This is a genomic window from Mycobacterium sp. E802, from assembly GCF_001666875.1.
Taxonomy (GTDB): domain Bacteria; phylum Actinomycetota; class Actinomycetes; order Mycobacteriales; family Mycobacteriaceae; genus Mycobacterium.
The window spans coordinates 1-20,033 of the sequence record NZ_LZJD01000026.1; the positions used below are offsets into that span (position 1 = coordinate 1).

The window sequence follows — 20,033 nt, forward strand, 5'->3', positions numbered from 1 at the left end:
GTGACGCAAGTAGTCAGTCGTCCTGCGACAAATGGTGCCGCTGGTGCTGATGCGGCGATTGTCGCTGAGAAGTCGCTAGTAGGCGGGCACATCGGATACCCGGCCGAAATCTGTGGCTGATGTGACCAGAGTTGCCTGGTCACCCGCGTTCAGCTACCGGCTTGACGTGCGGCATCCTCGGCCGCGGCGAGCATCCCGACCTCGCGATATCGCCCCGCAACCGACTGCAATCCCGCGGCGTCCCCGGCTGCCAACGCGCTTGCGTGGTCCGTCGTCAGCTGACCGAACACGAAGTCCACATCGATCCGGGCAAGTGTGTCGACGGCGCGGGTGTCGCCCAGTCGGACACCGTCATGCAGGGCCCGCAGCATCACCGTGGATTGGCCGCCCCGCTCCGCAGTCTTGGCCGCCTCGCGCGCCGCTGTCACCGCGCCCACCGAATCGTTACGGGCAGAGCAGGTCCAGGCCCGGGCCATGGCCAGCTCAGGCGCAAACAACATCGACTTGAGCCCATGCCGGGATTCCGCCCGCGAGAGCGCTTTGGCGGCCTCCATCGGCATCCCGCGTTGGCCGAGCGCCTGGGCCAACAGCATCCAGGCCAGCGGCCCCCAGGAGTAGCCGGTGGGTGCCAAGGCGGTGGCCGCCTTGCGCAACAAGGCAATCGCGTCGTCGAGCTGACCGCGGACCAGCAACACGTCAGCCATGAGCACCTCACCGATGGCTCGTCCCGGTTGTAGGAGCTGGGTGAAATCGGTGATGTTGCAGGCCAATTCCCAGGCCTTGTCGAGCTCACCGGTCATCAGTAACGCCGTCGTCTGCCCGAAGCCGCTGGTGAACCGCAACAGTCCCGGATGCCCGGCGGCCAGCGCACGCTGGGCCATCGCCTCCACGCGGGCCAACTGCCCGGTCCGCGCACAGCTCAGGGCTGCCGTCGACCCCGCCCATCCGATCGCGGTGTCGTCGGCGTCGGGGGAGTCCAACACTTCCTGCGCCAGGCCCAAAGCTCGTTGTGGCGCACCGGCATTCATCGCGAAGGTAGCCGCCAACGCGTCGATGGTGATCTGTGCGCTCGGCGTCGTCACGCGACGGCGGGTGGCCCGCAGGAACGCCGTCGCGCGTTCGGGCTCGGACAGCATCCAGAACTGGTTGGCCGCCTGCGGCAAAGACCACGCCATCAGCTGGTCGTCGTCCAGGCCGGTCGGATCGATCTGCCCCAACACCGCGTCGGCTTCCCGGCCGCGTCCCTGCCAGGCCAATGCGTAAGCCAGCGTCAGCAGCCCCGCGAAACATGCGCCGGACTCCACCGCGACGCGGGCCAGTCGCTCGCTCAACTCCAGATCGCCCAACCGCAATGCCTCGCCGGCGGCGTCGACAAGCTCGTCGGTGGGCAGGGACACGTCACTGTCCAGGGCCAGCACCGCCACCCGCAGCCGGTCCACCACGCCGGGACGTGGCCCGGCGGCCAGCAGCTCGACTACAGCGTTGCGCAGCCGTCGCAGATCGGGCCCGCCCACGGCGGCCCGTACGGCGCGGAGGAACAGCGGATGCACACACCGCACCTGAAGTCCTTCGACGCGGGCCACGCCGCATCGCTGCGCCTCTTGAACGGCGTCGGGACCGGTCAGCGCGGTGACGTCGGAGACCGCCAGCGGTTCGTGCACTGCCAATTGGCGTAGCACGTCGAGCGCGGCCTCGGGGAGGTCCGACAAAAAGGTGGCCACCTGATCGGCGAGTCGGGCGTCATCATGGCCCGGCGGTGACATGTCGACGCGGTGTACCAGTCCGTCGACCCACAGCGCCGCCACATGGTCGGGTGCTTCTTCGGATGAAGTGACGATGAGTTTGGCAGCTCGGCTGACAGCGAGTTGGTACACCAGGGCCGCCGACAACCGGTCCAGCAGATGCGCGTCGTCGACGATCAGCAGCAACTCGGAGCCCAGCGCCTCGCGCGCGGCCCGCAGCACGTCGGCGGTCCGACCCGCTGCCGGGATCTCGATCAGATGGGCTACCGCGGCAAACGGCACCGCCGCCGTTGATTCCGTGCCGGTGATCCACACGACCCGACGAAAGTCCGGTCCGAGGTGCTCGGCCGCGGTACGGGCCACCGACGTCTTGCCCACCCCGGCCGGTCCGAGCAGAGCCGCGCCGCCACACTCGTGCAGGCCCGTCTCCAAGCCGTCGAGAACGCGGTCACGCGGTGCGATCACCCAATCGACAGCCATCCACCGAATCCTATGGCGGGCCGCCGCCGTTCAACGCGGAATCGAGATCCGGGTACGCCGAGATCGCGTCGTCCAAGCCACATTCGGCGATGACGCGCCTGATGCTCGGCTGACCGATGGCCAGCCGCACCGTGATCCCACGTTGACGGCAGTCGACGGCCTGCTTGGCCAAGGCGAGCAGCGCTCCGCAACTCATGAAGTCCAGGGATCCGCCGTCGACGACGAGGATCGAGGACTCGGGAGCGGCGTCGGCCTGCTCGGCGAGCATGCGCTGCCAGGTCGACTCGTTATGGGCATCGACCTGTCCGAAGACCTGCACGATGAGGCCCTCGGGAGCGATGCGAGCCGTCCAGTGCAGCTCGTGATTCAGCTGGTTCGATTCCACGGTGAAACCCAGCATAACTGGGTCCGTTTACGTTGTAAACGGACCCGTCAGTGTCTGTGCAGCCAGGTTTCGATGCGGTCGAGCAGCGCCTCGAGGGCCTCTTCGAACTCGTCTGTGCTGTGATCCTCGGCCAGCAGCGGTTGCAGGCGCCGCAGATTCGGATAGTCCGCCAGCGAGGTGTCCGGCCGCGGTTCGTTGCGCAGGCTGGACTCGTCCGGGCTGAGCTCCACCCCGCGCGCCGACACCTCCAGCAGCAGTTGGCCAACCAGGAATGTGGTGTACGTCCGATACGCCGACACGGCGGCGGTATCGCTGAAGCCATAGGAGATCAATGTCTCGAGGAACGTCTCCATCCAGCGCAGGCTGCGCAGCGGCGGCCGCACCCACGGCGCCTCCGGCGCCTCGGTGGCGACCAACGGGAACACCTCGGGATGTTCCAGGGCGATCTGACGTACGCCGTGAGCCAGCCGCAACAGAAAGTCCTGCCAACCGTCCTCCTGGCGGCGCGCGGCCAGTTGATCGGCGTACAAGCGGTCCACGATGTGGTTGACCACGCCCGTCAACAGGTCACCCCGGCTGTGTACATAGCGGTACAGCGCCATGGCCTCCACGCCGCAGGCGGTGCCCAGCCGTCGCATGGTCAACTTCGCCAGACCATCACGGTCGATCAGCTCGATCGCGGTGTCCAAGATGAACTCGCGGCTCAACCGAGTCGGTTGATCGACATCATCAGTCACCAGATCGCCTTTCGAGTTCAGCCCAGTGTCCCTGGGCACACCTGCTCAGTCCATCCCAGGTCCATCGCCCTCCGGACATCGATGGTTCACCAGCACCCTCTACGTTGTGTACGTGTCCGGTGAAATTGACCGCCAGTGGGCGGTGTGTGTCTATTGCGCTTCGGGTCCCACCCACCCCGAACTGCTGGCATTGGCCAGTGAGGTCGGCGTCGCGATCGCCAAGCGTGGCTGGACCCTGGTCTCCGGCGGAGGCAACGTCTCGGCCATGGGGGCGGTGGCCCGGGCTGCGCGTTCGGGCAACGGCCGTACGGTCGGCGTCATCCCCAAGGCACTGGTGCACCGGGAACTCGCCGACGTCGACGCCGAAGAACTCGTGGTCACCGACACCATGCGGGAACGCAAGAAGGTGATGGAGGACCGCTCCGACGCGTTCATCGCGCTGCCCGGCGGGATCGGCACGCTCGAAGAGTTCTTCGAGGCCTGGACCGCCGGCTATCTGGGAATGCACGACAAGCCCCTGGTGCTGCTCGATCCGTTCGGCCACTACGACGGATTGCTGAACTGGCTGCGCGGACTTGTCGACTCCGGTTATGTGAGCAGTGCGGCCTTGGATCGGTTGGTGGTCGTCGACGAGGTCGCCGCCGCGCTGGACGTGTGCGCACCGGTTACATAGAACCGCCGGTAACGGCCCTAACCGGCGCGGTTTAAGGTGTTGGCCACACGAGCGGCCCACGACAACGCGCAGGGGGACACGGCATGACCGACCGGAAATCGGGCACCAGGAGCAGCGTCGGCTTACTCGACCTCGCCGGCCAGGTGCCCGGTCTGCTGATGGACGCGCCGGTCATCGTCCGGGGTGTGCTCACCGGTGTGATGGCGCGGCCCACTGCCAAGACCTCGATCGGCAAGGTGTTTCAGGAGCGGGCCGCCCAATACGCCGACCGGGTTTTCCTCAAGTTCGGTGACGAGCGCATCACCTATCGCGAGGCCAACGAGACGGTCAACCGCTATGCCGCGGTCCTGGCCGCCAAAGGCGTCGGCCACGGCGACGTGGTCGGGGTGATGCTGCGCAACTCACCCGACGCGGTGCTGTTGATGCTGGCGATCGTCAAATGCGGCGCCGTGGCAGGCATGCTCAACTACCACCAGCGCGGCAAGGTGCTCGCCCACAGCATCGGGTTGCTCAATGCCACGGCAGTGATCGCCGAGTCCGATCTGATCGAGCACGTCACCGAATGCGATGCCGAGGCCAACGGGCTGATGACGGTCGACGAGCTGCGCCGGCTGGCCGCCACGGCACCGACCACCAACCCGGCCACCACATCGGCGGTCCTGGCCAAGGACAAGGCCTTCTACATCTTCACCTCGGGCACCACCGGCATGCCCAAGGCCAGTGTCATGACGCACTACCGCTGGCTGCGCGCCCTGGCCGGCTTCGGCGGTCTCGGGCTGCGGCTGCACAGCGACGACACCCTGTACTGCTGCCTGCCGCTGTATCACAACAATGCCCTGACGGTCTCGGTCGGTTCGGCGCTGAACTCGGGTGCCGCACTGGCCCTGGGCAAGTCGTTCTCGGCGTCCCGGTTCTGGGACGAGGTCATCGACTACGGGGCCACCGCATTCGTCTACATCGGTGAGATCTGCGGCTACCTGCTCAACCAGCCACCCAAGCCGACCGACCGCGCGCACAAGGTGCGCGTCATCGTCGGCAACGGGCTGCGCCCGGCCATCTGGGACGAATTCACCCAGCGCTTCGGCATCCCGCGGGTCTGCGAGTTCTATGCCGCCAGTGAGGGCAACACCGCCTTCGTCAACGTCTTCAACGTCTCGAAGTCCACCGGCATCTGCCCGAGCCCCGTCGCCTTCGTCGAGTACGACGCCGACAGCGGTGAACCCGCCCGCGGCGCCGACGGCCGGCTGCGCAAGGTCAAGCGCGGCGAGCCCGGCCTGATGCTGTCCAAGATCAGCGCACTGCAGCCCTTCGACGGCTACACCGACAAGGCCGCCAGCGAGAAGAAACTGGTGCGCAACGCCTTCAAAGAGGGCGACGTCTGGTTCAACACCGGCGACCTGATGCGGTCGCAGGGGTTGGGTCATGCCGCGTTCGCCGACCGGCTCGGTGACACGTTCCGGTGGAAAGGCGAGAACGTGGCCACCACCGAGGTGGAAGCTGCCGTGGCAAGCAATCCGCTGATCGAGGAATGCACGGTGTTCGGCGTGGAGGTGCCGGGTGCCGGCGGCCGGGCCGGGATGGCCGCGGTGCAGCTCAAGGGCGGCAAAGAGTTCGACGGCAAGGCGCTGGCCGACGCGTTCTACGGCCACCTGCCGGCGTATGCCGTCCCGTTGTTCGTCCGCGTCGTCCCTGAACTGGCCCACACCTCGACCTTCAAGAGCCAGAAGGTCGATCTGCGCAAGCAGGGCTATGGCGACGACATCGAGGATCCGCTGTATGTCTTGGCCGGGCGGGACGAGGGTTATGTGCCGTTCTATGCCGAATACCCCGACGAGGTGACCGCGGGCAAACGACCCAAGTAGGCGGGGCGGGCAGCTCCGCGCCGATTTCCACGCCTGGGTCGTCGATCGCGTCCGGTGACGACCAACAGGTAGAAAACGGCGCGGAAGCTGGCGCGAATACTGCTGCGGTTGAGCCACCGGGCACTATGGAGGCGTGTTGACGACGTCCAGTGGCCTGTTCTGCGGGCGCCCGGTCGCGGCGGACCGTGCGCTGATCATGGCGATCGTCAACCGGACGCCGGACTCGTTCTACGACCGCGGCGCCACCTTCACCGACGAGGCCGCCAAGTCCGCCGCGGCACGGGTGATCGACGAGGGTGCCGACGTCATCGACGTGGGCGGGGTCAAGGCCGGTCCCGGCAGTACCGTCGACGCCGACGAGGAGATCGCCCGCGTCGTCCCGTTCATCGAATGGCTGCGCGCCACCTACCCCGACCAGCTGATCAGCGTCGACACCTGGCGCGCGACCGTGGCCAAGCAGGCCTGCGCGGCCGGCGCCGACCTGATCAACGACACCTGGGCCGGCGCGGATCCGGGCTTGCCGGAAGTGGCTGCCGAGTTCGGTGCGGGCCTGGTGTGCTCACACACCGGAGGTGCGGTACCGCGCACCCGGCCGTTCCGGGTGAACTACGGAATCACCGAGCGCGGCGTCGTCGACGACGTCATCGCCGAGGTGACCGCCGCCGCGGAGCGGGCCGTGGCAACGGGTGTGCCACGCGAGAAGATCCTCATCGATCCGACCCACGATTTCGGCAAAAACACTCATCACGGTCTTAGTTTGTTGCGCCACGTAAAAGATCTTGTTAAGACCGGATGGCCTGTCCTGATGGCACTGAGCAACAAGGATTTTGTCGGGGAGACTCTGGGTGTGGATCTGACCGAACGCCTGGAGGGCACCCTGGCCGCGACGGCACTGGCCGCCGCGGATGGAGCCGCGATGTTCCGGGTACACGAGGTCGGACCCACACGGCGCGTGCTGGAGATGGTCGCGTCGATCCAGGGAGTGCGGGCACCCGCACGAACGGTGAGGGGACTGGCATGACTGCAATACCCGAATTGGACGTCACCGACGGCGTGATCGGACACCGCTGGTTGACCGACCACAGCTGGAACCGGCCGAGCTGGACCATCGCCGAGCTGGAAGCCGCCAAGGCCGGCCGTACGGTCTCGGTGGTGCTGCCGGCGCTCAACGAGGAAGAAACCGTCGCCTCCGTCGTCGAGACCATCACCCCGCTGCTGGGCGGGCTGGTCGACGAGCTGATCGTGCTCGATTCGGGCTCCACCGACGACACCGAGATCCGCGCGCTCGCCGCCGGGGCCCGGGTGGTCAGCCGTGAGGTGGCGCTGCCCGAGGTGGCGCCGCAGCCAGGCAAGGGCGAGGTGCTGTGGCGGTCACTGGCTGCCACCACCGGCGACCTCATCGCGTTCGTCGATTCCGACCTGATCGATCCCGACCCGATGTTCGTCCCCAAGCTGCTCGGCCCGCTGCTCACCACCGACGGTGTGCATCTGGTGAAGGGGTTCTACCGGCGGCCGCTCAAGGTCAGCGGCGCCGAGGACGCCAACGGCGGCGGCCGGGTCACCGAGCTCGTCGCGCGCCCACTGCTGGCCTCGCTGCGCCCCGAATTGAACTGCGTGTTGCAGCCGCTGGGTGGTGAATACGCCGGTACCCGTGAATTGCTCACGTCGGTGCCCTTCGCGCCCGGCTACGGCGTGGAGATCGGTCTGCTGGTCGACACGTACGACCGGCTCGGTCTGGACGCCATCGCCCAGGTGAACCTCGGCGTTCGGGCTCATCGCAACCGGCCGCTGACCGAGCTGGCCTCGATGAGCCGGCAGGTCATCGCGACCTTGTTGTCGCGGTGCGGGATCGCCGATTCGGGGATGGGGCTGACGCAGTTCTACGCCGACGGCGACGACTTCACCCCGCGGGTGTCCTCGGTGTCCCTGGCCGACCGCCCGCCGATGGTGACCCTGCGGCCGCGCTGAGGTTGGGCCTTGCACGCCGACGGTGCACTCAGATCGCGAAAATCGCGGCGAACACGATCTGTGTGCACGTTCGGCGCGTGCCGAGGTCCGCGGTCAGGCAGCGCCCGCGCCAGGTGTCGCAGGTGTGAGGCAGTATCGAGGGCGTGACACTGATACTGCTGTACCTGGTGGTGCTGGTTCTGGTGGCCACGGTGCTGTTCGGGCTGGGCAGCGTCCTTTTCGGCCGGGGCGAAACCCTGCCGCCGCTTCCCCGGGGTACCACCGCGACGGTGCTTCCCGCCTCGGGCGTGACGGGCGCCGATGTCGACGCGCTCAAGTTCGCCCAGGTCGTGCGCGGCTACAAGACCAGCGAGGTGGACTGGGTGCTGGATCGCCTGGGCCGCGAACTCGACGCGGTGCGCGGAGAGCTGGCGGCGGTGCGCGCGGCTTACGGTGTGCCCGACGACCTCGACGACGACGAGGACGAGGAGGTCTCGGCGACCGCCGGGGAGCTGCGCACCGCGGAGGAGCCGTGACGGAGGATGGACGCATCCGCTGCGGCTGGGCCGTGCAATCAGGCGACGTCCTCTACCGCGACTACCACGACACCGAGTGGGGCCGGCCGTTGCGGGATTCGGGCGCACTGTTCGAGCGGATCAGCCTGGAGGCTTTCCAGAGCGGGCTGAGCTGGCTGACCATCCTGCGTAAGCGGGAGAACTTCCGCGCCGCGTTCGACGGGTTCGATGCGGCCGCGGTCGCGAAATACACCGACGCCGATGTCGAGCGGTTGATGGCCGATGCGGGCATCGTGCGTAACCGGGCCAAGATCCTGGCGACCATCGCCAACGCCAGGGCGGTCACCGAGCTCGATGTCGACCTGGGTGAGCTGTTGTGGTCCTTCGCGCCGCCGACCCGGCCGCGGCCCGCTGACCTGGATCAAGTGCCTGCTGTCACCCCGGAATCGACCGCAATGGCCAAGGAACTCAAGCGGCGGGGCTTCAGATTCGTCGGCCCCACCACGGCATATGCGTTGATGCAGGCGACCGGAATGGTCGACGATCACGTCGCATCCTGCTGGGTCCCGGCAGTCGATCGAAAGTGACATCAGTCGGTATCCGAAGGGTCTTTGCACACCCACCACCGCGGATAAGGAACAATAGGGGAAGTTCAGTAGCAGTTCAGCGCCGGGTGCCGTCAACGAGTGGACGGCTTCGGCCCCAACCTGGCCCGCTGACCGCGGGTCGGCTCAGTTGGAGGGAGCACTCGATGGCGGCGATGAAGCCCCGGACCGGTGACGGTCCACTGGAAGCAACCAAAGAGGGGCGAGGAATCGTTATGCGAGTACCGCTGGAGGGTGGTGGGCGCCTGGTGGTCGAATTGACTCCCGACGAGGCCGCCGCGCTCGGCGACGAACTCAAGGCCGTCACAAGCTGATCGAATCGCAAGGTGTCCGCTCAGGCGGACACCTTGCGGTATATCTCCAGGGTCTGTTCTGCGATGTGTGCCCAGGAGAACTCCGCGATGCACCGTTGGCGTCCGGCTTCACCGTACTTTCGCGCGGTTTCCGGCTCGGCCACGAGTGAGTTGACTGCGTCGGCCAACCGCATCTCGAAGAAGCGCGGGTCCGTGGCGTCGTAGTGCACCAGCAGCCCGGTCTGCCGATCGGCGACGACCTCAGGGATGCCGCCGACATCGGAGGCGACCACCGGCGTCGAGCATGCCATCGCTTCCAGATTCACGATTCCCAACGGTTCGTAGACTGACGGGCAGACGAAAACTGTTGCCGCCGACAATATCTCGCGGATCTTGTTGATCGGCAGCATTTCGCGCACCCAGTACACCCCGCTGCGGGCCCGGGCCAGTTCGGCCACCGCGGCCGACACCTCGGCGGCGATCTCGGGGGTATCCGGAGCGCCGGCACACAACACCAATTGCACATCGGGGCTGAACCGGTGGGCCGCGGCGACCAGATGCGCCACGCCCTTCTGCCGGGTGATGCGTCCGACGAACGCCACGATCGGCCGGCTCAGGTCGACCCCGAGTTCGGCGAGCACCGAGTCGGTGTCGGCCGGCGGGGCCGGGTACCAGACGTCGGTGTCGATTCCGTTGCGTACCACGTGAACCCGGTCAGGGTCGAGGGCGGGATACGTGCGCAGCACGTCGTCGCGCATCCCGGAACTCACGGCGATCACCGCGTCGGCGGCCTCGATGGCGGTGCGCTCCACCCACGACGACACGCGGTAGCCGCCGCCGAGCTGCTCGGCTTTCCAGGGACGCAGCGGCTCGAGGGAGTGCGCGGTCAGCACGTGGGGAATGCCGTACAGCAACCCGGTCAGGTGCCCGGCCATCCCGGCATACCAGGTGTGCGAGTGCACCACGGTGGCCGCCGCAGCCGTGTTGACCATGTTGAGGTCCGCGGACAACGTCGACAGGGCCGGGTTGGCGCCGCGCAGGGCGGGATCGGGCTGGGCGACGACGGCACTGTCGCGTGGCGCGCCCATGCAGTGGACGTCGACCTCGCAGAGCCGGCGCAGCTGCGCCACGAGTTCGGTGACGTGTACTCCGGCACCGCCGTACACCTCGGGTGGATATTCCCGAGTCATCATCGCCACCCGCATATCCGAGACGGTAGTAGGTCGTAGTGGGTACAGCCACACACCGCACACTTGAAGTTGCCATTGGCTGGCCGCCATCCTGGTTCACGGATAGGTTTGGACGCATGAGGGAGTTGCCACATGTGCTGGGCATCGTTCTGGCCGGGGGAGAGGGCAAACGGCTTTACCCGTTGACCGCCGATCGTGCCAAGCCGGCAGTTCCCTTCGGCGGTGCGTACCGGCTCATCGACTTCGTGCTGTCGAACCTGGTGAATGCCCGGTACTTGCGGATCTGCGTTCTGACGCAATACAAATCGCACTCGCTGGACCGTCACATCAGCCAGAACTGGCGGCTGTCGGGCCTGGCCGGTGAGTACATCACCCCGGTTCCGGCCCAGCAGCGGCTCGGCCCGCGGTGGTACACCGGATCGGCGGATGCGATCTACCAGTCGCTGAACCTGATCTACGACGAAGATCCGGATTACATCATCATCTTCGGCGCCGACCATGTGTACCGCATGGATCCCGAGCAAATGCTGCGGTTCCACATCGACAGCGGGGCCGGCGCCACCGTCGCCGGGATTCGGGTGCCGCGGGCGGAGGCCAGTGCCTTCGGCTGCATCGACGCCGACGACTCCGGCCGGATCAGAGGATTCCTGGAGAAGCCGGCCGATCCGCCGGGCACGCCCGACGACCCCGAGCAGACCTTCGTGTCGATGGGCAACTACATCTTCACCACCAAGGTGCTGATCGACGCGATCCGCGCCGACGCCGACGACGGCCACTCCGATCACGACATGGGCGGCGACATCATCCCGCGGCTGGTGGCCGACGGCATGGCCGCGGTCTACGACTTCGACAACAACGAGGTGCCCGGAGCCACCGAACGCGACCACGGCTACTGGCGTGACGTCGGAACCCTGGACGCGTTCTATGACGCCCACATGGACCTGGTGTCGGTGCACCCGGTGTTCAACCTGTACAACAAGCGCTGGCCGATCCGCGGTGAGTCGGAGAACCTGGCGCCGGCCAAGTTCGTCAACGGCGGATCGGCCCAGGAGTCGGTGGTCGGTGCCGGCAGCATCATCTCGGCTGCCTCCGTGCGTAATTCGGTGTTGTCCTCCAACGTCGTGATCGACGACGGCGCGATCGTCGAGGGCAGTGTGCTGATGCCGGGCGTGCGGATCGGCCGGGGCGCGGTGGTGCGGCACGCGATCCTGGACAAGAACGTGGTGGTCGGTCCGGGTGAGATGGTGGGCGTGGACCTCGACAAGGACCGGGAGCGGTTTGCGATCAGCGCGGGCGGGGTGGTCGCGGTCGGTAAGGGCGTCTGGATCTGACGGTCAGCCCGGCGTCATTCCCACGGGTCGACGGCGGCCCGTTGCGGGGCGACGTTGGTGCGTGCCCGGACGCCGACCTTGGCCTCCAGTCGGCGTTGCCGCCAACGCCACAGCCGGAAGGCCGCCCAGGCCAGCGCCACCAGCGCGACGAGCACCAGGATCGGTAGCAGGATCGCCACGAAGACCAGGCCCACACTGGTGACATCTTCGACCGTGGACAACACCGGCGCCGCCACCCCGGCCGTGGCGACGTTGGCGGCCGGGCGCACCGTCGACTTGGTCAGCGAGACGACGAGCGCGGTGATCGCGCCGATTGCCACCGGGACCCACTGGCCGGATTGCGCGAAGGCGCCCGGATCGGCGACCGCAGCGGTCTGAGCCGCCGTGCCCGACCCGAACACGATGCCGCCTGCGGTCGGGCGCACGAAGGTCTGGATGGTGTCGTTGACGGTGTCGAGCGCCGGGATCTTGTCGGCGACCACCTCCACGATCAGCAAGACGGCGACGATCGTGATGACCCAGCCGTTCTCCAGCCAGGCCCACCCCGGCGGCAACGACACCAGCGCGGTGAAGCGTGACAGCAGGCCCAGCGCCAGCAACGGGATGTAGGCGTTCAGACCTGCCGCAGTGGCCAGGCCAAAGCCGGTCAACAGTTCCATCTCTGCAGTATGCGGCGAACTCGGCCCGCGTCCCGGCGGTTCGCCGTTATCCGCCGGGGCTCACCAGACGTAGGGCAGCAGGCGGTAACGCACCCGGTGGGTGTAGGCGTCATACCCAGCCAGATCGGTGCGCAACAGCCTCTCCTCGTCGAGGATGCGTACGGCCAGTACCGGTAAGGCGGCAACGGCGACCAGCACGCCCCAGTAGGACCCCAACGCCACGGGCGTGGCCAACATCATCACCAGCGCGCCCAGGTACATCGGGTGGCGCACCACGCCGTACAAACCGGTGGAGACCAATTGCTGGTCGTGCTCGACCTGGATACTGGCGCCGGCGAAGCTGTTCTGGATGACGACGGCTTGGGCGAAGATCAGGCCCGCGCCCACCAGGACGTTGCCCGCGATGACCAGTGCCGGCGGCACGTGTGACCAACCGAACCGATGGTCGAGCGCGCTGAGGACGAACACCGCGAACGACGCCACGAAGGTCGCCGAGATGGCGATCTTCTGCACCACGCGGGTCTCCGCGGCCGGCCCGGCCCGCATGCGGCGCCGCAGGGCCGCGGGGTTCTTGACGGCCAGATAGCAGCTCGGGCCGATGGTGCAGATGATGAACACCGTGATGAAAACCCATGCCTGCCAATAGTCGAAGGTGCCTGCCGGCCAGAACAGGGCTACTCCGAGTGCCACAAGTCCGAAGACCGCGGAGGCCAGGGTCTGTAGGGCAATCTTCATCGTTCCTCCTCACCGGCAGGGTTACGGGCAGACGTCGCGGCGGCGATACAGGGCACCTGCGATCAGCGCCAACAAGGTTGCGGCCAAGACCATCACGGCCAATGCCGGACCGGGAAACTGGCTCGGCACCGTGGTCTGGCCCACCGGCGACAGGTCGAGCAACCACCGAGGCAGCCGCAGCAGGGCCCCGAGGTACAAGGCGGTGATCACGAACGTCACCGCGAGCCAGGCGATCCACGGCAGGCGCAGGGCCACGGCCAACGCCGCGACCGCGCTCATCACCGCCAGCGCGGGGAGATATGCCAGCGCCGCCAGCGTCAGGCGGATCACCGTGCCGGGCTCGCCCAGCGTCAGCCCGGCTCCCAGGCCGTTGCCCAGACCGGCGACGAACAGCAGCACCGTCGACCCCGCCAACGCGCACGCCACCGCACCCAGCAGCCAGCGTCGGCGGGACACCGCGCCGGCCAGCACCGCTTCCGCCAACCCGCTCTGTTCGTCGGCGTACACCCGCAGCACCGCCGAGACGGCGTAGGCGGTGGCGGCCGCGGCGAGGAACTGCGTCATGGTGGTGTACACGCCGTCGTTGCCCGTCGCGGACAACACTCGGCCGATCACCTCGTTCGTCCTGGCGGCGTCCAGCAGTGATTTCGTCATCGAGCCGAACACCAAACCTGCGGCGAACAATCCCACGGCCCACCCGATGGTCTGGCCCCGTTGCAAGGTGAGGTGCAATCGCAGCGGGCCGGTGATGGCGGGCGCGTCCGGATTCTCGCCGCCGGACGCGATCACGCCCGCGTCGTATTGCCGGCGACGCTCCAGCATCGCCGCCGACACCATCAATCCGAGGGCCAACACCACCAGTAGCCCGAACGGCCACCAACGCACGCCGACGAACGGGCGCATCTGCTGGGCCCAGGCGATGGGGGAGAACCAGCTCAGCGCACTGCCCGCGTTGTCGATCACGTCGCCCGCCCCGCGGACCAGTGCGGCCACCGCCAGGGCTGCCATCGCCGTGCCCGTTGCGGTGCGGGCCTGACGCCACAGCTGTGCGGTGACCGCGGCGACGGCACCGAAAACCGTTGCCACCGCGGTGATACCCAGACACATGGCCGCGGTGTCGATCACCGCGAAACCCGTGGACGCCATCGCCAGCGTCATGGTGAGGGTGAGCACCGCGTTGAGTCCGACGACCAGGATCAGGGCCGCGGCGGTGCGGGCGTAGCGGCCGACCACCGAGGACAGCACCAATTCGGCAGTGCCGCTCTCCTCTTCGGCGCGGGTGTGTCGAATCACGGTGAGAATGGCCAGGATCGAGGTGGCGACGGTCAGCGTGAGGGTCAGTTCGTTGGCCATCATGACGCCGAGGTCGGTCTCGTTGCGGCCGAACATCGGGCCGCCCAGCATCATCCCGGCCGGGGTCTTGAGCAGGTTGACCCGGGACAGTCGTTCTGCTTCGCCGGGATAGGCCAGTCGAATCGCGGTGGGCGCGTACACCATCATCAGGGTCAGCACCGCGAGCCAGACACCGAGACGCATCCGGTCGCGACGCAGCGCCAACCGCAGCAGCGTCACCGTGCCCGTCAACGTGCTCACCGCGTCGCTCCCTGGTACTCGCGCAGGAACATGTCCTCCAGGGAGGCCGGTGCGACGGTGAGATCGTCGATACCGAGTTCGGTCAGGTGCTCCAGCGCGAACTCCAGATCGCCGCGATCCACCGAGAACGTGACCGACCCGTCACGGCTTGCGAAGTCGTGAACGTACGGGGTGTTCTGCAGCGCGCGGCCGTCGGAGCGGGTGCGCGCGGTGACCTTGGTACGCATCAGATGCCGCAACTCGGCCAGCGTGCCGGAGCGCACCGTGCGCCCGGACCGGATGATCGTCACGTTGTCACACAGCTTTTCGACTTCGGCCAGGATGTGGCTGGACAGCAGGACCGCGGCGCCTCGATCGGACACCTCGGCCACGCATCGCTGAAAGGCCTGTTCCATCAACGGATCCAGGCCCGAGGTCGGCTCGTCGAGAATGTAGAGCTCGGCCTGGCAACTGAACGCCGCGACGATGGCGACCTTCTGCCGGTTGCCCTTCGAATAGGTGCGGGCCTTTTTGTGCGGGTCCAGCTCGAACCGCTCGATCAGGTCGTCGCGACGCCGGGTGTCGACGCCGTTGCCCCGCAACCGGCACAGGAAGTCGATGGCCTGCATCCCGGTCAGGTTCGGCCACAGCGTGACATCACCGGGCACGTAGGCGATCCTGCGATGCAACGCGACCGCGTCGTGCCACGGGTCGCCACCGAGGAGTCGCACCGTGCCCCCATCGGCGCGCAACAAACCGAGCAGCACCCGGATCGTGGTGGACTTGCCCGCGCCGTTGGGGCCGAGGAAGCCGGTGACCTCGCCGGGGGAGACGGTCAGGTTCAGCCCATCAAGGGCCTTGGTGCGTCCGAAAGATTTTGCCAGGCCACGGATTTCGACGGAAGGATTCACGCTGGCTCCTCGGTGTCGGTCTTGGTGTCGGTGTCGGGGTGGCTGAACGGGATGCCCTCTTCGCGTTGATGCAGGAATGCCTCGTACATGGTCGAGTCGGTCATCAGGCCCTGCGAGTAGACCTCAAGGGCGGGCAGCACCATGTCCTCGCCGTAGTCGTGCAGAACGCGGCGCAGGTCGGTTGGGTCGTCGTGCATCTGCAGGTACAACAGGAACGAGCCACCGCCGGAGACCGCCAGGTATCTGGCCCGCGCCTTGGGATCTCGGCTGGGTTTGAGCAGGCCGGTGCGCACCCCTTCTTCCAGGTACTGCTCGGCGTTGTCGATCATGGTGCGCCAGAACGTCTTCGCCAGCTCGCTGCCGGACTGCATGCTGCGGACCAGGTAGGCCATCAGCGGTGCGTACGACTCGATCTCGGCCATCTGGGCCATCCAGGTCGCGGGGTCGGCGCTCTGCATCGATTCGCTCTTGGCTTCCCGGATCACCTCGGCCACGTAGGCGTCGCACGCCTTGCGCAGGCCTTCCTTCGAGCCGAAGTGGTGGATCACCAGCGCGGCGCTCACGCCGGCCGACTCGGCGATGGTGCGCAACCCCACGCTGAAGCCGTGTTGGCCGTACTGCTCGATCGCGGCATCGCGAATCCTGGCCATCGCTGTTCGATCATCAGCTGAACGCATGTTCAGTACGCTAAACGCACGTTCAGGCTCGAGGCAAGGGGGTAGCCCGTCAGGAATGCGTAAAGATCACGAAGTCCGGCGAGCAGACACAAAACCGCACATTTCGGGCCCGAAAAGTGCGGGTTTATGTCTGTTCGGCGAGGAAATCAGTCGCGGGCAGCGGCCAGTAGGCCATCGCCCAGGGGGATCAGCACGGGGGTGAGCCGTTCGTCCTCGGCGATCAACCGGGCTGCTTCACGTACCGCGCTGACCTCGGCGTCGTTGGCCGAGGCGTCACCGGCCCGACCACCCAACGCGGCCCGGTGCAGCACGATCGCGCCGCCAGGGCGCAGCAACCGGACCCCCTCGGCCACGAACTGCGGTTGGTCGATCGGCTCGGCGTCGATGAACACCAGGTCATACGACTCGTCGGCCAGGCGGGTCAGCACCTCTTGGGCGCGGCCGCTGATCAGCCGAGTGCGTCCCGGGCCCACACCTGCCTCGGTGAAACCCTGCTTGGCGATGCGCTGATGCTCGGGCTCGACATCGATCGTGGTGAGGACACCGTCGTCGCTCATTCCCGACAGCAGCCACAGGCCGCTGACGCCGGCGCCGGTCCCCACCTCGACGACCGCCTTGCCTCCGGTGAGCCGGGCGAGCACGCTGAGCAGTGCCCCGACCGCGGGGGTGACGGCCCCGGCGCCGATGTCGTCGGCCCGCTCGCGTGCGGCCGCGACGATCTCGTCCTCGGAGATCGAGCGTTCGGCGTGCGTGACGATCGCCTCGGCGCGACCGGGGTTGGAGCTGGCCATGCCCGCAGCGTAGGCCAGAGCCTGAGGCCGCAGTCGCGACACGCCCGTGGGTGGTGGCGATCACCGTGGAAAAATTCGCTGGTTCACGCAGGTAACCGGACGTATCGTCGGCATTCTCAGGGAAAGTTCAGATTGCTCATATACCCGCCACACCGGCATCGGGAACGGTAGCTCGCATGGAACACGGCGCCCGCTGGCGCACCGCCCAGCACAACCAGGACAGCGATCGGAATAACGACGTCATCGGTCGTGTTGAGGACAACGAAAACTGTGATCAGGAGGATCCGACGACCACGAACACTGTCGCCCCGAACCCCGCCGTCCAGGCCGCCCCGGTGTCCATGGCTCACTTGGAGCAGTTCACCTCAGGTGAATGGGTGGAACCGTCCGACGAATTGACCGGAACCGCGGTGTTCGACGCCACTGGCGACCACGCCACCATGCCGTCCTGGGATGAGCTGGTGCGCCAACATGCCGACCGGGTCTACCGGCTGGCCTACCGGCTCTCGGGTAACCAGCACGACGCCGAGGATCTGACGCAGGAGACCTTCATCCGGGTGTTCCGCTCGGTGCAGAACTATCAGCCGGGGACTTTTGAGGGCTGGTTGCACCGCATCACCACGAACCTCTTCCTGGACATGGTGCGACGCCGTGGCCGGATCCGGATGGAAGCGCTGCCCGAGGATTACGACCGGGTGCCCGCCGACGACCCGAACCCCGAGCAGATCTACCACGACTCACGCCTGGGCGCCGACCTGCAGGCCGCCCTGGACTCGTTGGCGCCGGAGTTCCGCGCCGCGGTGGTCCTGTGTGACATCGAGGGCTTGTCCTACGAGGAGATCGGCGCCACGCTGGGTGTGAAGCTCGGCACCGTGCGCAGCCGTATTCACCGCGGTCGGCAGGCTTTGCGCGACTACCTGGCAAAGAACTCGCCGGAAACGGCCAAATCCGCCTGAGTGGTGGTTCGTGTTCTGCGCGCCAGGTCGCGCTACATTCGGGTCAGGACAGTTGACCGCGGCGAGAGGAGCTGGGTGATGGTCGACCCGGGACATGTGTTCCGTCGCGCATTCTCCTGGTTGCCGGCGCAGTTCGCTTCCCAGAGCGACGCGCCCGTCGGCGCACCCCGTCAGTTCAGTTCCACCGAGCACCTCTCGACCGAGGCCATCGCGGCGTTCGTCGACGGTGAGCTGAGAATGAGCGCTCACCTGCGGGCCGCCCATCACCTGTCCCTGTGTCCGGACTGCGCGGCCGACGTCGACGCCCAGAGTCAAGCCCGGGCCGCGTTGCGGGATTCCTGTCCGATAGCCATTCCGAACTCGCTGCTGGGCCTGTTGTCGCAGATCCCGCACCACAGTCCGCAGCCCTCGGCCGACGTCGGTGAACAGGCTCAGTTTGCTGACGACCCGACGCAGAGTCGGCGCAAGCGCCGGTAGGCTTACCGAAGCGATCAGTGACCGGCGTCGGCCTACCGGCTGGGGCAGGCGCTCTGACAGAGAGTGATACACCGGTGACCAATCAGGACCAGTCCGACGAGAGCGGCCGCCTGGCGCCGCGCCCTGTCGATCGGCCACCCGTCGACCAATTGTCACAACGCACCTTCGGCCGCCCGACCGGCGTCGCCGGCTCGTTCCAGGGTGCGGAGAAGTACCAGGACCAGGGCGAATATGCGCCCAAAGACCAGCCGCCGGACCCGGTGCTGGCCGAGGCGTTCGGCCGTCCGGCCCACAGCGGCGACTCCCTGCAGCGTCACCCCACCGACGCCGGTGCCCTGGAGGCCGAACGGGCTGCCGATGACGACGACTTCGACGATCCGTGGCGCGATCCGGGTGCCATCCCGGCGCTGGGCACCCCGGCCCAGGCGCCGGCTGCCCCGGTGGTCGTGGCGGCCCCGGTCGGCAAACTCGGCGCACGCGAAGTGCTGTTCGGTGGCCGGGTGTCGTGGCTGTCACTGCTGATTCTGTTCCTCGTGGCCGGGTTTGTCGCCTTCATCGGCGGCTGGGTCGGCCAGAAGACCGCGGGCACGGTGCAGGCGTTCACCACCTCGAAGGTGACGCTGGAGACCGGCGATCTGCCCGATCCCGATGCGGGCCGGTTCGCCACGGTGGCCGCGGCGGTCGAGGATTCGGTGGTCACCATCGAAGCCAAGAGCAAGACCGAGGGCTCACAGGGCTCCGGCGTCGTCGTCGACGGCAAGGGCTACATCGTCACCAACAACCACGTGATCTCCGATGCCGCGGGCAAGCCCGCCGACTACAAGATCACCGTGGTGTTCAACGACGGTTCCGAGGTGCCGGCCAACCTGGTCGGCCGCGACCCCAAGACTGATCTGGCGGTGCTCAAGGTCGACAACGTCGACAACCTCGTGGTGGCCCGGCTGGGCGACTCCGAGAAGCTGCAGGTCGGTGAGGAAGTCATCGCCGCCGGCGCCCCGCTGGGCCTGCGCAGCACGGTCACCCACGGCATCATCAGCGCGCTGCACCGTCCGGTGCCGTTGTCAGGTGAAGGCTCCGACACCGACACCGTGATCGACGGTGTGCAGACTGACGCCTCGATCAACCACGGCAACTCCGGTGGCCCGCTGATCAACATGTCGGCCGAGGTGATCGGGATCAACACGGCCGGAAAGTCCTTGTCGGACAGCGCCAGTGGCCTGGGCTTCGCGATCCCGGTCAACGAGGTCAAGCAGGTGGTCGAGACGTTGATCAAGGACGGCAAGGTGGCCCATCCGACGCTGCTGCTGAGCGCTGTCACGGTGAGCAACAGCGTGGCCTCGGGCGCCCAGGTCCGCAATGTCAACGCCGGCGGGCCGGCCGACAAGGCCGGCATCATGGAGAACGACGTGGTCGTCAAGGTGGGTGACCGCAAGGTGGCCGACGCCGACGAGATGGTGGTCGCGGTACGCCTGCTCAAGATCGGGCAGGAAGCCCC

At 67.3% G+C, this 20,033-nt stretch carries 21 protein-coding genes; 11 read left to right on the forward strand and 10 right to left on the reverse strand.

Features of this window, described 5'->3' with window-relative positions:
* Nucleotides 1-149: 149 nt before the first annotated feature.
* Genes A5699_RS04205 through A5699_RS04215 form a run of 3 tightly spaced genes read right to left on the reverse strand, consistent with a single transcriptional unit; the run spans nucleotide 150 to nucleotide 3,344 of the window.
* Entirely contained in the window at nucleotides 150-2,222 is a 2,073-nt protein-coding gene (locus A5699_RS04205; protein WP_067765845.1) for an AAA family ATPase, read from the reverse strand.
* Between the two features lie 10 nt (nucleotides 2,223-2,232).
* Nucleotides 2,233-2,622 (reverse strand): STAS domain-containing protein, encoded by a 390-nt coding sequence (locus A5699_RS04210; protein ID WP_067765848.1) that lies wholly within the window; start codon nucleotides 2,620-2,622, stop codon nucleotides 2,233-2,235.
* Nucleotides 2,623-2,654: 32 nt separating this feature from the next.
* Entirely contained in the window at nucleotides 2,655-3,344 is a 690-nt protein-coding gene (locus A5699_RS04215; protein ID WP_197508183.1) for a TetR/AcrR family transcriptional regulator, read from the reverse strand.
* A 112-nt stretch (nucleotides 3,345-3,456) separates the two neighbouring features.
* Here A5699_RS04215 and A5699_RS04220 point away from each other — a divergent pair, with 112 nt between their 5' ends.
* From A5699_RS04220 to A5699_RS04250, 7 genes are all read left to right on the forward strand, one after another.
* A complete protein-coding gene (locus A5699_RS04220; RefSeq protein ID WP_067765895.1) occupies nucleotides 3,457-4,017 on the forward strand; it encodes a TIGR00730 family Rossman fold protein in 561 nt (186 codons plus the stop codon).
* Between the two features lie 83 nt (nucleotides 4,018-4,100).
* Nucleotides 4,101-5,879, forward strand: a complete 1,779-nt coding sequence (gene fadD6 / locus A5699_RS04225) for a long-chain-acyl-CoA synthetase FadD6 (RefSeq protein WP_067765850.1) — start codon at nucleotides 4,101-4,103, stop codon at nucleotides 5,877-5,879.
* A 196-nt stretch (nucleotides 5,880-6,075) separates the two neighbouring features.
* The gene (gene folP / locus A5699_RS04230; protein WP_067765899.1) at nucleotides 6,076-6,900 is read left to right on the forward strand and encodes a dihydropteroate synthase; all 825 of its coding nucleotides are present in this window, start codon (nucleotides 6,076-6,078) and stop codon (nucleotides 6,898-6,900) included.
* Entirely contained in the window at nucleotides 6,897-7,847 is a 951-nt protein-coding gene (locus A5699_RS04235) for a glucosyl-3-phosphoglycerate synthase (protein ID WP_067765853.1), read from the forward strand. The genes folP and A5699_RS04235 overlap by 4 nt, the downstream gene beginning before the upstream one ends.
* 143 nt (nucleotides 7,848-7,990) lie before the next feature.
* Nucleotides 7,991-8,362: a DivIVA domain-containing protein gene (locus tag A5699_RS04240; RefSeq protein WP_067765856.1), complete on the forward strand. Its 372-nt coding sequence runs from the start codon at nucleotides 7,991-7,993 to the stop codon at nucleotides 8,360-8,362.
* Nucleotides 8,359-8,928 carry a DNA-3-methyladenine glycosylase I gene (locus A5699_RS04245; RefSeq protein WP_067765859.1) on the forward strand — a complete coding sequence of 190 codons (570 nt, stop codon included), beginning with the start codon at nucleotides 8,359-8,361 and terminating at the stop codon, nucleotides 8,926-8,928. Before A5699_RS04240 ends, A5699_RS04245 begins: the two co-directional genes overlap by 4 nt.
* Nucleotides 8,929-9,092: 164 nt before the next feature.
* A complete protein-coding gene (locus tag A5699_RS04250; RefSeq protein ID WP_003885506.1) occupies nucleotides 9,093-9,260 on the forward strand; it encodes a DUF3117 domain-containing protein in 168 nt (55 codons plus the stop codon).
* A 20-nt stretch (nucleotides 9,261-9,280) separates the two neighbouring features.
* Here the strand turns inward: A5699_RS04250 and glgA are convergent, their stop codons facing one another.
* A complete protein-coding gene (gene glgA, locus A5699_RS04255) occupies nucleotides 9,281-10,444 on the reverse strand; it encodes a glycogen synthase (RefSeq protein ID WP_067765862.1) in 1,164 nt (387 codons plus the stop codon).
* Nucleotides 10,445-10,545: 101 nt separating this feature from the next.
* On the opposite strand from glgA, the gene glgC reads away from it, so the two are divergent.
* Nucleotides 10,546-11,760 (forward strand): glucose-1-phosphate adenylyltransferase, encoded by a 1,215-nt coding sequence (gene glgC, locus A5699_RS04260; RefSeq protein WP_067765865.1) that lies wholly within the window; start codon nucleotides 10,546-10,548, stop codon nucleotides 11,758-11,760.
* 14 nt (nucleotides 11,761-11,774) lie between these two features.
* Here glgC and A5699_RS04265 read toward each other — a convergent pair whose 3' ends face one another.
* The 6 genes from A5699_RS04265 to A5699_RS04290 form a co-directional block, all read right to left on the reverse strand.
* Nucleotides 11,775-12,419: a DUF4126 domain-containing protein gene (locus A5699_RS04265; protein WP_067765868.1), complete on the reverse strand. Its 645-nt coding sequence runs from the start codon at nucleotides 12,417-12,419 to the stop codon at nucleotides 11,775-11,777.
* 60 nt (nucleotides 12,420-12,479) lie between these two features.
* Complete coding sequence (locus tag A5699_RS04270) at nucleotides 12,480-13,154, reverse strand: isoprenylcysteine carboxylmethyltransferase family protein (RefSeq protein WP_067765871.1); 675 nt, start codon at nucleotides 13,152-13,154, stop codon at nucleotides 12,480-12,482.
* A 21-nt stretch (nucleotides 13,155-13,175) separates the two neighbouring features.
* Nucleotides 13,176-14,690: an ABC transporter permease gene (locus A5699_RS04275; protein ID WP_231965577.1), complete on the reverse strand. Its 1,515-nt coding sequence runs from the start codon at nucleotides 14,688-14,690 to the stop codon at nucleotides 13,176-13,178.
* A gap of 53 nt (nucleotides 14,691-14,743) precedes the next feature.
* Nucleotides 14,744-15,637 carry an ABC transporter ATP-binding protein gene (locus tag A5699_RS04280; RefSeq protein ID WP_067765877.1) on the reverse strand — a complete coding sequence of 298 codons (894 nt, stop codon included), beginning with the start codon at nucleotides 15,635-15,637 and terminating at the stop codon, nucleotides 14,744-14,746.
* On the reverse strand, nucleotides 15,634-16,314 hold the full coding sequence (locus tag A5699_RS04285; RefSeq protein WP_067765880.1) for a TetR/AcrR family transcriptional regulator: 681 nt from the start codon (nucleotides 16,312-16,314) through the stop codon (nucleotides 15,634-15,636). Before A5699_RS04285 ends, A5699_RS04280 begins: the two co-directional genes overlap by 4 nt.
* Before the next feature lie 146 nt (nucleotides 16,315-16,460).
* Complete coding sequence (locus A5699_RS04290) at nucleotides 16,461-17,105, reverse strand: O-methyltransferase (protein WP_067765903.1); 645 nt, start codon at nucleotides 17,103-17,105, stop codon at nucleotides 16,461-16,463.
* Between the two features lie 176 nt (nucleotides 17,106-17,281).
* On the opposite strand from A5699_RS04290, the gene sigE reads away from it, so the two are divergent.
* The 3 genes from sigE to A5699_RS04305 all read left to right on the forward strand — a co-directional run.
* Entirely contained in the window at nucleotides 17,282-18,061 is a 780-nt protein-coding gene (gene sigE / locus A5699_RS04295) for an RNA polymerase sigma factor SigE (protein ID WP_067765883.1), read from the forward strand.
* A gap of 78 nt (nucleotides 18,062-18,139) precedes the next feature.
* The gene (gene rseA, locus A5699_RS04300) at nucleotides 18,140-18,538 is read left to right on the forward strand and encodes an anti-sigma E factor RseA (RefSeq protein WP_067765886.1); all 399 of its coding nucleotides are present in this window, start codon (nucleotides 18,140-18,142) and stop codon (nucleotides 18,536-18,538) included.
* 74 nt (nucleotides 18,539-18,612) lie between these two features.
* The coding region (locus A5699_RS04305; protein WP_067765889.1) for a S1C family serine protease at nucleotides 18,613-20,033 on the forward strand (1,421 nt) is incomplete at its 3' end.